Genomic DNA, 12485 nt, shown 5'->3' with positions numbered 1-12485 from the left:
CAATAAACGCGTCGTCGTGAGATTCGGTTGCATCAGCGGTTGGCGGTCAGCGGTTGGTGACCTCGAAGGCGACGATCGCGGCGGCGACGGCGACGTTCAGGGACTCGACGCCGGCATGCAGCGGGATCTGCAGGTCGGAGTCGGTGGACACGGTGATGCCGTTGGTCTCGCCGCCGAGGACGTACACGGCGCGCGGGGCGAGCTCGGCCTTGAACAGCGAGTCCTGCGAGCGGGCCGAGAGCCCGTAGACGTGGTACCCGGCGTTCCGGAGCAGGTCGACCGCGGCCTTCGCGGTGGAGGTGTTGACGATCGGCGCCTGGAACGCGATACCGGCCGAGGCTTTGATCACGAGCGGCCCGACGTGCGGCGTACCGGCCCTGGGCAGGATCACCCCGTCGAAGCCGGCGCCGGTCGCGGTCCGCAGGATCATGCCGACGTTGCCCGGGTTCGTGACGCCGTCGAGCAGGAACACGTTCGTCGGCCGCTTCCCGCGGTCCCGGACGAACTCCTCCAGCGGGGTCATCCGCGGCGCGTCGACGTCCGCGACGACACCCTGGTCGTGCTTGCCGTTCCCGGCCAGCCACTTCACGCGGCTGGCCGTCGCCCGCTCGACCGGCGTCCCGTACTTCTCCGCGGCCCGGAGGATCTCCTGCATGGAGCCCCCGGTCGCGTTGTCCGCGAGCACCACCTTCGCCACCGAGAGCTTCGGATCGTGCAACGCCTCCAGCACAGGCTTCCGCCCGTAGACGGTGATCCATTTGTCCCGCGGCGACTTCTTCGATTCCACCCGCCTACCGTAGCGCCGGGTTGGTCGCCTTCCCGTCCAGCCAGAGCATGTTGCTCGGGTCGGAGTGCGTGCCCGTGGTGCCGACATGCTTGTCGCTGATCTGCGGCCCGTTCTTGATCACGTGCACGAGCGCCATCGCGTGCCCCCGCCCGAGCTCGTAATCCGCCTTGAGCCAGTCGCAGATCACCCCGGCCTTGACGTCGCCGTACCCCTTGGCCTTGGCCTCGTCGACCAGCTCGCGCGGGGTCCGCCCGGTCTTCTCTTCGATCTTGTCCAAGTACGCCTGGAACGACATGTCCGTCTCCTCCTGTGATCGTTCGTACGCCTGGGCGTCGAACGGCCGGTCAGGAAATCGACAACTGCTCGAACACTTTCAGTACGGCGGCTGCCGAGCGGTCGATATCGTCCGGACCGGTGGTCCAGTTCGAGACCGAGATGCGCATCGCGGCCTTGCCCTGCCAGGTGGTGCCGGACATCCAGCACGTGCCTTCGTTCTGTACCTCGGTGACCACGCGACGGGTGGTGGCATCGTCGCCGAACCTCACCAGGACCTGGTTGAGCACGACGTCGTTGAGGACTTCTGCTCTGCCGGCTCTGAGGTTTTGTGCAAATCGATTTGCCATCGCGTGACAGCGGTCGACGATCTCGGCGATGCCATCCCGCCCGAGCGCGCGGATGGCGGCGTACACGGGGATGCCGCGGGCTCTGCGCGAGAACTCCGGGTTGTAGTCGAGCGAGTCACGCTCGCCGTTCTCGTCCTGGATCAGGTACGCGGCCCGGATCGACATCGCGGCCCGGTGCGGCTCGGGATGCGCGCAGAGCACGATGCCCGAGTCGTACGGCACATTCAGCCACTTGTGCGCATCCGTCGCCCAGGAGTCGGCTCTGTCGATCCCATCAACTAGTTGCCGAAGGCCCGGACTGACTGCTGCCCACAATCCGAATGCACCGTCCACGTGGACCCACGCCTGCTGTGCGTGTGCGATCTCGCAGATCTCCGCGATCGGATCGAACGCACCGGTGTTGACGTTGCCGGCCTGTGCGCAGACGATCGTCGGTCGGTTGATCGCGCTACCACGGCCGCCGGCGGCCCGGCCGGGATCCGCATCGAGCGCCTCGGCCAGCGCGTCAGGGCGCATCCTCCCTTGCTCGTCCACCGCGATCGGCACGATGCTGTTCGTTCCCAGGCCGAGGAACCGCAGCGCCCGATCGATCGTGTCGTGGCGCTCCGCTCCGGCGAGCACCCGGATCGGCGGTGCGCCGATCAGCCCGTCCCGCTCGACGTCCCACCCGGCCCGGCGCAGTACCTCATGCCGTGCCGCCGCCAGCGCCGTGAAGTTGGCCATCTGCGCACCGGTGACGAACCCGACCGAGGTGCCCGTCGGCAGCCCGAACAGCTCGACCAGCCACCGCGCGGTGACGTCTTCGACCACGGCGGCAGCGGGCGAAGCGGCGTACAGACCCGCGTTCTGATCCCACACCGTCGTCAGCCAGTCCGCAGCCAGCGACGCCGGCGTCGCGCCGCCGAACACGAACCCGAAGAACCGCCCACTCCCACTCGGCAACAGCCCGTCATCGACCCCCTTCGCAAGGTGTTCAACCACCTCACGCGGATCCGTCGGCCCGGTCGGCAACGGCCCACCAAGCGCCTCGTGCAACTCTTTCGCCGTCGCCCGCGGCCCCACCCGGCGCTCCGGCAGCCCCTCCAGGTAGATCATCGCCCGCTCGTACGCCTCGGACAGCGGCCCCTCCCAATCAACCATTCCTCCTTTGTACGCCAGTCCCGGCGCTACAGTTCGCAGATGCGGATGCGGAGTCAGTGGCCGGCGATCGTCGGCTACTCCTTGGTCGGCGCGGCCACCCAACTCGTCTGGCTCAACTTCGCCGGCGTCACGACGGTCGCCGCCGACCGCTACGGCGTCTCCGAAAGCGCCATCGGCTGGCTCGCCCAGGTCTTCCCCCTCCTGTACGTCGTACTCGCCATCCCCTGCGGCCTGTTGCTGGACCGCTGGTTCCGCCCGGCGCTCCTCGCCGGGGCCGTCCTGACCGCCCTCGGCGCCTTGGTGCGCCTGATCGGCGACGACTTCGGCTGGCTCCTGGCCGGCCAGATCCTCGCCTCGATAGCCCAACCGCTGGTGTTGAACGCCGTCACCGGCATCACCGGCCGCTACCTCGCCGAAAAGGACCGTCCCACCGGCATCGCGGTCGGCACGGCCAGCATCTTCGCCGGCATGGTGATCGCCTTCCTGTTGTCGGCCATCTTCACTACGGCGTCGTCCCTGCCGACCACGCTGTGGATCACCGCAATCTTCTGCGTGGCAGCAACCGTCATCCTCGCCATCGTCGTACGCCGCCGCGGCCCCTTCGACCCCACCCATGAACCCACAACTGTCGCCTACTTCGCCTACGAACCGCTGACCCCGCAGGAAGAGCCCAGTGATGCGTCGGCGGTGCACGCAGGCACCACCTCGCCCGCCCGGACTGACCGTGGGGCACTCGCGGCCGCTTGGGGTGATCCGCTGATCCGCCGCCTGTGCGTGCTCGCGCTCTTCCCGTTCGGCGTATTCGTTGCCATGAGCACCTTCGCCCAGGCCCTCCTCGAACCGGCCGGCGTCAGCGGCGGCACCGCCAGCACCATCCTGCTGGTGAACGTGATCGCCGGCGTACTGGGCAGCGCGCTCATCCCGATCCTCGTCGTACGCCGCCATGCCGAATCGTGGTTGCTCGTCGTCAGCCTCACCGCAACCGCCGCGGCCTGCGTTCTACTCGCGGTCGCCCCCGGCGTACTGACCGGATTCGTCGCGATTACCCTCATCGGCCTGCTCTTGCTCCCGGCTCTTCCGATCGTGCTCGAGCTGGTGGAACGCCGTACTGGAGAAGCCGAGGGCACCGCCGCCGGCCTCATCTGGATGTCCGGCAACCTAGGCGGCCTGATCGTCGCCGTAGTGGTCGGCCTGCTGGTCGATCACCCGGCCGCTGCGTTCCTCGTGATGGCGGCGATCGCCCTCATCGCCGTACCGGGAGCTCGTGCTCTCCGCGGCCCGATCGCCGAACTCCGATCGCAGTCCCAACCGTAGCCAGCAACCCACCAGCCCCGGCGGTGACGAACGTCGTACGAGCGTCTGTGTGCTGCAAGAGCAGTCCGCCGAGCACGTACGAGAGCCCCGCGGCCAGCCCGATCGCGCCGTACAAGTTCCCGAACACCCGACTCCTGAGATGCGCCGGCACGATGCGCTGCAGGTGCGTGTTGATCCCGACATCGACGCCTGCGATCCCGAGCCCGCGGATCACCTGCAACGCCAGCGCCGCCCAGATCGCCCACGCGAGTCCGGTCACCAGATTCCCCAAGCTGCTCACCGCGAACCCGAGGAGCATCAACGTCGGCATCTTCATGCCCTTCGCGTACCTCGCCAGCAGCAGGAACCCGACGATCAGCCCGATCCCCACCCCGGCGTACAACGTCGCTGACGCCGAGTCGCTCCCATGCAACTCGTCCTTCGCCAGGAACACCATCGCGACGTCGTCCACCCCGTTGAACGCGACCGTCGCGAAGAACCCGATGCCGATCACCCGGACCGCCTTGGCCCGCCAGATGTACCCCAGCCCGTCCCGCGCGTCCTTCAGGAAGCTGTGCCCCGACGGCTCAGCCCGCGGCACCCGAGGCAACCGACTCAACATCCCCGCCGACACGAAGAACGTCACCGCGTCGATCAACAGAATCCCGCGTACGTCGGTCACCAGGAACAGCCCCGCCGCGATAAGCGGCCCGACCGCCTCCAACCCGTACGTCCCCGCCCCCAACGCCGAGTTGGCCGCCTCCAACTCCTCGTCCTTCACCAGCCCCGGCATCGCACTGCGCGAACTGGCCTGAAACACCGTCGCCGTCACACCCCGGACCGCAACCATCACCAGCAACACCGGCAACGGCGGCAGAAGAACCCCCATCGCGACCGTCAGCACCCCCTGCACCAGGTCGCAGACCACCATCACCCGCTTGAGATCGAACCGATCCCCGATCGCCCCCGCCAGCGCCCCGAACAACCCCGGCACAAAGTCCCCCGCCAACAACACCAACGCCACCGCCAGCGCCGCCCCCGTCGCCCCCTGCACCCACAGCAACAACGCCACCAGCCCCAGCGAGTCCCCCAACACCGAGACCGCCCGAGCCCCCCAAAGCCACCGAAACCCCACCGACCCCCGCAAGACACCCCACACAATCCTCTACTATGGACCAGCACACCGGCCGGTGTGGCGCAATTGGCAGCGCACCGCTCTTGTAAAGCGGGGGTTAGGGGTTCAAGTCCCCTCACCGGCTCCACAGAAGTACAGCTGGGGAGTAAGCCGGCCCCACGCGCACTACGCAGACGCTCCGCTCCTCCCACACCTGCTACGCGCGCTCCCGCCCTCCCCCCGGGCTCATCGCCCGGAACAGTCCGCCTGGCGTCCGGGCAGTAGCCTTGGCTGGTGTTCTCGCCTCAAGGCCCGTCTCTGCGTGAACTGGCGGTCCAGGCGCTGTCTTCGGTCGAGCGCGGCTACGATCTGCTCGCTCCGAAGTTCGACCACACGCCGTTTCGCACCCCCGAGAGCATTCTTGACGCGGCCACCGACGCGCTGCGTCCGCTCGGGCCGTTCGCCCGAGGACTGGACGTGTGCTGCGGCACCGGTGCGGGCATGCGAGTCCTGCAACGCCTGTGCCGAGAACGGATGACCGGCGTCGACTTCAGCGCTGGCATGCTCGCGCAGGCGCGCGATGCGCACCCGGACGCCGAGTGGGTACGAGCCGACGTCCGGGCGCTGCCCTTCGCCGACGTCTTCGACCTGGCGGTCAGCTTCGGAGCGCTAGGGCACCTCCTGCCCGCCGAACGGCCCGCACTGTTCGCCGGGGTGTACCGCGCGCTACGGCCTGGCGGGCTCTTCGCCTTCCCGATCGGCGCGCCGCCACCCATCACCTCAATCTGGTACTGGGCGCTGCTCGGGTTCGATCTGGCGATGCGGGTCCGGAACGCCGTTTGGCGTCCCCGGTTCGTCATGTACTACCGCACGTGCCCGCTGAACGCGGTCCGCAACGACCTGGCAGCAGCCGGATTCATTGTGACGACGGTCCCCTTGGCGGCTCTGGGCCGGCGCGAGGACGGCAGCCCGCGGTGCTGGCTTGTCCTCGCGCGCAGAGCCAGCACGCCCTGACTGATCGGCGCGTCTCGCACTGTGCGCGGGCCTTCGGCGTCTCGCTCGGTTCGTATGCCGTGGCTGGAACCTTTTCGGGTTCTTGGACACAAGCCGGGTGCAAGGAGCCGAGTTTGGGACGAGATGGGAGTGCGTATGCGTGTGGATATGACCGGGGCCGGCCGGTGTTAGCCCTGCAGGAGGGGCACGATGGGGTGGCGATGGCGAAGAGTAGTGACCGGAAGCTGTGGGAGCGGGCCGCCGAGGGGGATTCGGGGGCCTTCGCGGAGCTTTACGATCGGCATTCGCGGGCTATCTACAACTTTCTCTACCGGCGGACCGCCTCCTGGAGCGACGCCGAAGACTTGACCTCGGCGGTGTTCCTGCACGCTTGGCGGCGACGTACCGAGGTTGTTCTCGACCGCGAGTCCGCCTTGCCCTGGCTGTACCGGGTCGCGGAGTACACGGCGCGGAACGAGTGGCGGTCGAAGGCCCGGTACCGGCGGGCGATCGCGGCCGCCAACCTGCTGACCGAACACGTCCGCGATCATGCCGACGAGGTGGCCGGACGGCTCGACGACGACCACCAGGTCAGCGCCGCCCGCGAGGCACTGAAGCGACTGTCCAAACCTGAGCGCGAGATCGTCGAGCTGTGCTTCTGGGCGGGCCTCGACCAGCAGGCGGCTGCGGTCGCGCTGGACGTCCCGATCGGCACGGTCAAGTCCCGCTTGTCCCGAGCCCGCAAGCACCTGCGAGAGCTCAACCTCGTTCCTTTCCTGGAGGCATAGTCATGAACACCCAGCTCACACCCCCACCGGACCACGACCTCCGTCCGGCCACCCGCAGCCGGCAGCGCGACGAGTTGATCGCCATCATCGATCACGAGTCTGCTCAGGGCGCTCCTCGTCGTCGGCTGGTCCCGCTCGCCGCGGCCGCAGCTGTCGTCGCAGTTACCGCCGGTCTCGCGATCGGCGTACCAGCACTGCGCGGCGACAAAGCTCAGCCGCCGGCCTCCGGGGCGGGCGTCGGTGCGGCGACACCACCTCTCGAGCCGCTGTCCACGGCCGAGCAGAACAGGTATGCCAAGGCATGCAACGGCAATGCCGCGGCAATTCCCGATCCGGCCGCGCGGGGCTACACCGTCTTGGACGGGTTCAAATGGGTGAATCCTCCCGCCGGCACCACTGCGCTCGCCTGGATTGTCATCAAGAAGCACTCCAAGGACATGGCCGCCGCCTGCGGGTTCGATGCCAAGGGCAAGCAGACGGCGTTCGCCTGGGGAATCAACGGCGAGACCAAGATGGACGTGGTCGACGGGGGCAGTACCGGCGGTGGGACGTACACGAAGTCCGTCGCCCGCGTCACCATCGCCTTCGGCACCGGACCGGCCACCGAGGCCGTCCTCCGGAAGGGTTTCTTCTTCGCCCCGATGAAGTACGTGGACACCCTGACCCGCCCCGCTCCCACCGACCCGCTGACCTACACGGTTCGTGGGTACGACGCCGCTGGGAAGCTCATCTATGCGAGCCCGAAGACCTACCGGGAACTGAACGCCAAACTTGACGGCTGCTTCACCAACCCCGAGGGCACGAAGGTCGTCTACGTCGGCGGCGGACGGAAGGGTACGCCGCCGGTCAGCCAGTGCCGACGCGGTGTCGCCTGGAACTGGTGAGCTCAGTGCATGTAGAGACCTCCGTCTACGTTGAGGGTGTGGCCGGTGATGTAGGCGGAGGTCTCGGACATCAGGAAGGCGATGGCGGAGGCTACATCCTGGGGTTGGCCCAGGTGGTTGATCAGGAGGGTGTCGACCAAGGCCTCGCGGCGTTCGGGGGTTAGGGGGCCGCCCATGATGTCGGTGTCGATGGGGCCGGGGGCGATCGCGTTGACGGTGATGCCGTGGGGGCCCAGTTCTCGGGCCAACGCTCTGGTCAGGCCGAGGACGCCGGCCTTGGCTACGGAGTACGGCGTTTTGCTGTAGGTGCCGCCGCCTAGCTGGGCTGAGGTGGAGGAGACGCTGACGATGCGGCCGTAGCTGTGGCGGACCATGGATTGGGCTACTCGGTGGGTTACGTAGTGGACGCCGTTGAGGTTGATGTTGATTACTCGGTGCCACTCGTCCGACGTGAGCTCGAGGTAGGGGATGGGGGAGGAGACGCCGGCCAGGTTGGCCAAGGCGGCGATCGGTGGGAGGGCGGCTTCTAGTTCGTCGATCGCCGCCACGACCTGGGATTCGTTGGAGACGTCGGCGGTTGCGGCGTGGGCCTTGACGTTGTAGGTGCTGGTGATTTCTGAGGTCAGGGAGTCGGCGGGGGCGATGTCGAGGACGCCGATGTTCCAGCCTTGGGAGGCCAGGAGCAGAGCGGTGGCACGGCCGATGCCGCGGGGGGAAGAGGCGCCGGTGACTATGGCGGTGCGGTTCACTTGGCGGCTCCGTAGTCCTGACCGGGTTTCCAGTCGGAGAAGGCGTAGTCGGATTCGGAGACCTTGGCGCCGGCGGCCTTGGCCTTGGTCAGGGCCTGGGCGCGGTCGGCGGAGGTGGCGTCGCTGAGTTTCTTCAGTTCGGCCTTGAGGTCCTTGATGGAGCCGGCCAGGTAGCCCTGGACGATGTTGCCGACGTGCGGGGTGACGGGTTTGCGGAGGGCGTCCACGCGGGCCTGGGCGGGGTTGCGGACGATTGCCTGGGGCATCAGGAAGACGTTCGACTTACAGAAGTCGATGCCCTTCTTGTACGCGTCGACAGCGTTCGAGGACGCGACGAGGTCGAGATTCAGCGGTGGCTGGTCCATCGCCTCGATCATGCCCTTCTGGTACTCCTCGGTCATGAAGGACGCGATCAGCTGACCGGCGGCGTCAGGGTTCTTGCTGTCCGCGGAAACGAAGTACCCCGCACTCGGCCGGCCGCGGTAGCACCAAGGGTTCGTACCGGCAGTCGGCACGAGGATCTGGCCGGACGCGAGCTTGTCGACGATCGGCGGTGCGAGCGCCTTCGAGCCGCCGGCGCACCAGACGCCGTCGATGAACGTGCCGACCGCGCCGGAGGCGTACCGCGTCCGGGCGTCGACGACACCGAAGTTGTTCGAGCCGGGCATGATCAGCTTGTCGTCGTTGAGCGACTTCAGGAACTCGATCACGGTCACATAGGCGTCGTGGTGGTACGCGTACTCGCCGGTGGTGAACTGCAGACCCTGGTACCCCGGGAATCCGGCCGCCTGCGCCATGTCGTCGACCTGGTCGCGAATGCGGCCGCCGTCCGCCCCGATCGCCAGCGTGAGCGGCTGGATCCCGGCCGACTTGAGCTTCCCGAGCGCGTCCTTGAAGGCCCCGTAGTCCTTGGGAATGTCGTTCGGATCGAGCCCGGCCTTCGACCAGTGGTCCTTGTTCGCCCAGACCAGCGTCGAGCTCTGCCGAAGACTGAACATCGGGAATCCGTAGAGCTTGCCGTCCAACTGGGTGATGCCCTCGTTGAACGCATCCTTGGGCAGTTTGGCCTTGATATCGGCCGGAATCGTGACCTCGTGGACCCATTTGCCGCTCACCAGCGCCGGCAACGGCAGCCCGACCACGTTGGAGTAGACGTCCGGCATCTTGTTGGCCTGATGCGCCAACTGCAACGCCTGCGTCGCTTTGGAGGCGTCGTAATACGTGTGGGTCACGTTCGTCTTCAGCGGCCCGGACTGCTTCCGGGCCCAGTCGTCGTTCAGATGCTTGAACGAGCTGAAGTGGTCCCACCAGTCCAGCGTCCCAGTGGCGCCGCCGCTACTGGTGCTGCTCGAGGGGCTGGAACTCGAGCACCCGGTCGCGGCCCCGACAGCGGCCAGCACCGATGCGCCGAGCAAACTGCGACGTGTCATTCCAGGCATGTTTCGACTCCTTGGCTCAGGACTTCACTGCTCCGGAGATTCCCTCGACGAAGTAGCGCTGCATGAAGATGAACAGGACGACCACGGGGACGATCGAGATCACGCCGGCCGCGGCCATTCCGGACCAGTCGGTGGCGGTCTCTCCGACGAACGCCTGCATGCCGACGCTCACGGTCCGCAGGTCGGGCCGGCTGAAGGTGAACACCAACGGCAGGAAGAACGCGTTCCACGTGGTGATGAAGGTCAGTACTGCGACGGTCGCGGTGACCGGCATTGCCAACGGCAGCATGACCGAGAAGAACGTCCGGACGAAGCCGGCGCCGTCGACGAGCGCAGCCTCCTCCAGCTCCCGCGGGATCTGCCGGAAGTAGCCGAAGTAGATCAGGATCGCCGACACGTACGCCCCGCCGCTGAGGGCCAGGATCATCCCGGTGAGCGAGTCGATCAGGTGCAACTGCATCGAGATCTTGACCACCGGGATGATCGTGTAGCCGGTGGGGACGAACAGCGTCGCGACCAGTACGCCGAGGAACAGCTTCGACCCGCGGAACTTGTAGCGGGCAAGGACATACCCGGCCGTCGCACACCGGATGGTGACGATCACGACGGTGATCGCCGTGACGACGACGGTGTTGATCAGGTACCGGCCGAAGTGCGCGTCGTTCCAGGCCCGCGCGTAGTTGTCCCAGACGAACTTCGACGGCCACAGTTTGAGCCCGCCGCTGAACATCTCCATGTTGTCCTTGAGCGACGCCGACAGCATCCACAGGAACGGGAAGATCCACAGCACCGCGATACCCACCAGGAAGATCGCGGCCAGCCACCACGGCAGCCGGTGCAGCACCCGCCGGTGCCGGTCCGTGCGTTCGACAACAGCGGTCATCGCTGCTCTCCTCTCAGCCGGCGCCCGGCGTACACGCCCCACAGCTGGACGGCGCCGACGATTGCGACCAGCAGCCCGAAGATCACCGCGGCCGCGGACGCGTGCCCGAGCTGCGGGATCGGGGCGGCGAACGCCCACCGGTAGATGTAGATCTCGACGATCTCGGTGTGGAAGTACGGCCCGCCCCCGGTCAGCGTGTACATCAGATCGAAGTTGTGGAACGTCTCCTCGACCGTCAGCACGGTGATGATGATCAGGAACGGTTTGAGCATCGGCAGCGTGATGTACCGGAACAGCTGCCACGTGCCGGCGCCGTCGATGCGGGCCGCCTCGTACAACTCGTACGGGATCGTCTGCAGCGCTGCGAGCCAGTAGATCATCGTGACGCCGAAGAACTTCCAGATGTACAGCACGGCCGCGGTCGGCAGCGCCAGGTGCTGTCCGCCCAGGAAGTCCACGCCGCTGAAGCCGAGCTTCATCAGCACGGAGTTGATCGGCCCGGTGCTCGGATCCAGGACGAACCGCATCACCACGCCGATGATCGCCGTCGTGGTCACCACCGGGATGAAGAACGCCGACCGCAGTACGCCGATCAACGGCAACTTCGGCGAGTTCAGGACGATGGCCAGCAGCAACGTGAGCAGCACCCGCGCCGGTACGACGAGCAGCATGAACAGCAACGTGACCTTGAACGAGTTCCAGAACAGCGGGTCCGCGAAGACTTCCTTGTAGTTGCTCAAGCCAACGAACTTCTGGCCGGAGTCGAAGCCGTTCCACTCGACCAGCGAGTACCAGTAGCTCGCGATGATCGGATAGATCGTGTAGACGCCGTACAGCACCACGGTCGGCAGCAGGAAGACCCAGATCCAGGTCGTCTTCTTCCAACCGTGCCGCGGTCGCTGCTCGACAGCTCGTACGTCGGTCCGCCGCCGGGCGAGTTGCATCGATCTGCTCGTCATGACCGGGCTACCTGATCTGGCTGATCGCGAACGTACGCGGGTCGTTGCCGAGCCGGTCGCCGTTCTCGAGCGAGTCGACCGCCGCGAGCTCGTCCTCGGTCAGCGTGAAACCGTCGAGGTCGAAGTTGGCCCGGATCCGCGCCGGCGTGACCGACTTGGGGATGACGATGTGCCCTCGTTGGAGGTGCCAACGCAGTACGACGTGGGCCGGCGTCACCTGGTGATCGATGGCCAGCGACGCCAGCATCGGATGGTCGAGATCGCCGCCCTGGCCGAGCGGCGAGTACGCCTCGACCGCGATGGACCGCTCGCGGCACAGGTCGGTCAGCTCACGCTGCTGGTACGTGGGGTGCAGCTCGAGCTGATTGACCGCCGGCACGAGCTCACTCTCCTTGGCCAACCGCTCCAGGTGCTCCGCCAGGAAGTTGGACACACCAACGGCCCGGACGCGTTCATCGGTGTAGATGCGCTCCAAAGCACGCCAGCTGTCGACATACAGATCCGCCGCGGGGTTGGGCCAGTGCACGAGATAGAGGTCGACGTACTCCAGCCCGAGCCGCTTCAACGTCTCGTCGTACGCCGTCAACGTCGACTCATACCCGTGCTCGCCGTTGCGCAGCTTGGTCGTGACGAAGAGCTCCTCGCGCGGCAGCCCGCACGCCCGTACGGCGGCGCCCACGCCGGCCTCGTTGTTGTACGCCGCAGCGGTGTCGATATGCCGGTAGCCGATCTCGACCGCCTGCTCGACCGCACGCTGGGTGTCCTCCGGTGGGATCTGGAAGACGCCGAACCCTTGCTGCGGGATCTGTACTCCGTTGTTGAGAGCAACCATG

The 12485-nt window shown here is 67.0% G+C and carries 13 protein-coding genes and 1 tRNA gene; 5 read left to right on the top strand and 9 right to left on the bottom strand.

Translation table 11 applies throughout. The annotated features are described in order from the left end of the window. Positions 1-46: 46 nt before the first annotated feature. Genes ABT313_RS06780 through ABT313_RS06770 form a run of 3 tightly spaced genes read right to left on the bottom strand, consistent with a single transcriptional unit; the run spans position 47 to position 2550 of the window. Positions 47-787 (bottom strand): TrmH family RNA methyltransferase, encoded by a 741-nt coding sequence (locus ABT313_RS06780; RefSeq protein WP_350849447.1) that lies wholly within the window; start codon positions 785-787, stop codon positions 47-49. Positions 788-791: 4 nt separating this feature from the next. Then, on the bottom strand, positions 792-1082 hold the full coding sequence (locus ABT313_RS06775) for a DUF4287 domain-containing protein (protein ID WP_350849445.1): 291 nt from the start codon (positions 1080-1082) through the stop codon (positions 792-794). Between the two features lie 49 nt (positions 1083-1131). Next, positions 1132-2550, bottom strand: coding sequence for a pyridoxal phosphate-dependent decarboxylase family protein (locus ABT313_RS06770; protein ID WP_350849443.1), 1419 nt, complete (start codon positions 2548-2550; stop codon positions 1132-1134). A 39-nt stretch (positions 2551-2589) separates the two neighbouring features. On the opposite strand from ABT313_RS06770, the gene ABT313_RS06765 reads away from it, so the two are divergent. Continuing rightward, positions 2590-3864, top strand: a complete 1275-nt coding sequence (locus tag ABT313_RS06765; protein WP_350849441.1) for an MFS transporter — start codon at positions 2590-2592, stop codon at positions 3862-3864. On the opposite strand, the gene ABT313_RS06760 is transcribed toward ABT313_RS06765, so the two are convergent. Then, a complete protein-coding gene (locus ABT313_RS06760) occupies positions 3794-4978 on the bottom strand; it encodes an MFS transporter (RefSeq protein WP_350849439.1) in 1185 nt (394 codons plus the stop codon). The two genes, ABT313_RS06765 and ABT313_RS06760, sit on opposite strands and share 71 nt — an antisense overlap. 51 nt (positions 4979-5029) lie before the next feature. On the opposite strand from ABT313_RS06760, the gene ABT313_RS06755 reads away from it, so the two are divergent. From ABT313_RS06755 to ABT313_RS06740, 4 genes are all read left to right on the top strand, one after another. After that, positions 5030-5105: transfer RNA gene (locus ABT313_RS06755), tRNA-Thr, on the top strand. A 146-nt stretch (positions 5106-5251) separates the two neighbouring features. Then, positions 5252-5971 carry a class I SAM-dependent methyltransferase gene (locus tag ABT313_RS06750; protein ID WP_350849437.1) on the top strand — a complete coding sequence of 240 codons (720 nt, stop codon included), beginning with the start codon at positions 5252-5254 and terminating at the stop codon, positions 5969-5971. A gap of 200 nt (positions 5972-6171) precedes the next feature. Then, positions 6172-6738, top strand: coding sequence for an RNA polymerase sigma factor (locus ABT313_RS06745; protein WP_350849435.1), 567 nt, complete (start codon positions 6172-6174; stop codon positions 6736-6738). 2 nt (positions 6739-6740) lie between these two features. After that, positions 6741-7622, top strand: coding sequence for a hypothetical protein (locus tag ABT313_RS06740; RefSeq protein WP_350849433.1), 882 nt, complete (start codon positions 6741-6743; stop codon positions 7620-7622). A 2-nt stretch (positions 7623-7624) separates the two neighbouring features. Here ABT313_RS06740 and ABT313_RS06735 read toward each other — a convergent pair whose 3' ends face one another. Genes ABT313_RS06735 through ABT313_RS06715 form a run of 5 tightly spaced genes read right to left on the bottom strand, consistent with a single transcriptional unit; the run spans position 7625 to position 12484 of the window. Continuing rightward, positions 7625-8371, bottom strand: coding sequence for an SDR family NAD(P)-dependent oxidoreductase (locus tag ABT313_RS06735; protein WP_350849431.1), 747 nt, complete (start codon positions 8369-8371; stop codon positions 7625-7627). Then, a complete protein-coding gene (locus tag ABT313_RS06730) occupies positions 8368-9810 on the bottom strand; it encodes an ABC transporter substrate-binding protein (protein ID WP_350849429.1) in 1443 nt (480 codons plus the stop codon). The genes ABT313_RS06735 and ABT313_RS06730 overlap by 4 nt, the downstream gene beginning before the upstream one ends. 16 nt (positions 9811-9826) lie before the next feature. After that, on the bottom strand, positions 9827-10693 hold the full coding sequence (locus ABT313_RS06725; protein ID WP_350849427.1) for a carbohydrate ABC transporter permease: 867 nt from the start codon (positions 10691-10693) through the stop codon (positions 9827-9829). Beyond that, positions 10690-11652, bottom strand: coding sequence for a carbohydrate ABC transporter permease (locus ABT313_RS06720; protein ID WP_350849425.1), 963 nt, complete (start codon positions 11650-11652; stop codon positions 10690-10692). Before ABT313_RS06720 ends, ABT313_RS06725 begins: the two co-directional genes overlap by 4 nt. A 7-nt stretch (positions 11653-11659) precedes the next feature. Beyond that, on the bottom strand, positions 11660-12484 hold the full coding sequence (locus ABT313_RS06715; RefSeq protein ID WP_350849423.1) for an aldo/keto reductase: 825 nt from the start codon (positions 12482-12484) through the stop codon (positions 11660-11662). Between the last annotated feature and the right edge of the window lies 1 nt (position 12485).

It is taken from the genome of Kribbella sp. NPDC000426, from assembly GCF_040300265.1.
Lineage (GTDB): Bacteria > Actinomycetota > Actinomycetes > Propionibacteriales > Kribbellaceae > Kribbella.
This window is presented reverse-complemented; position numbering and strand designations above follow the sequence as displayed.

Excerpts from the sequence above, each read along its gene's own strand:
- ABT313_RS06740 (WP_350849433.1), top strand. The coding sequence starts at position 6,741 with ATGAACACCCAGCTCACACCCCCACCGGACCACGACCTCCGTCCGGCC.
- ABT313_RS06745 (WP_350849435.1), top strand. The coding sequence starts at position 6,172 with ATGGCGAAGAGTAGTGACCGGAAGCTGTGGGAGCGGGCCGCCGAGGGG.
- ABT313_RS06775 (WP_350849445.1), bottom strand. The coding sequence starts at position 1,082 with ATGTCGTTCCAGGCGTACTTGGACAAGATCGAAGAGAAGACCGGGCGG.
- ABT313_RS06715 (WP_350849423.1), bottom strand. The coding sequence starts at position 12,484 with ATGGTTGCTCTCAACAACGGAGTACAGATCCCGCAGCAAGGGTTCGGC.
- ABT313_RS06770 (WP_350849443.1), bottom strand. The coding sequence starts at position 2,550 with ATGGTTGATTGGGAGGGGCCGCTGTCCGAGGCGTACGAGCGGGCGATG.
- ABT313_RS06720 (WP_350849425.1), bottom strand. The coding sequence starts at position 11,652 with ATGACGAGCAGATCGATGCAACTCGCCCGGCGGCGGACCGACGTACGA.
- ABT313_RS06725 (WP_350849427.1), bottom strand. The coding sequence starts at position 10,693 with ATGACCGCTGTTGTCGAACGCACGGACCGGCACCGGCGGGTGCTGCAC.
- ABT313_RS06765 (WP_350849441.1), top strand. The coding sequence starts at position 2,590 with ATGCGGATGCGGAGTCAGTGGCCGGCGATCGTCGGCTACTCCTTGGTC.
- ABT313_RS06730 (WP_350849429.1), bottom strand. The coding sequence starts at position 9,810 with ATGCCTGGAATGACACGTCGCAGTTTGCTCGGCGCATCGGTGCTGGCC.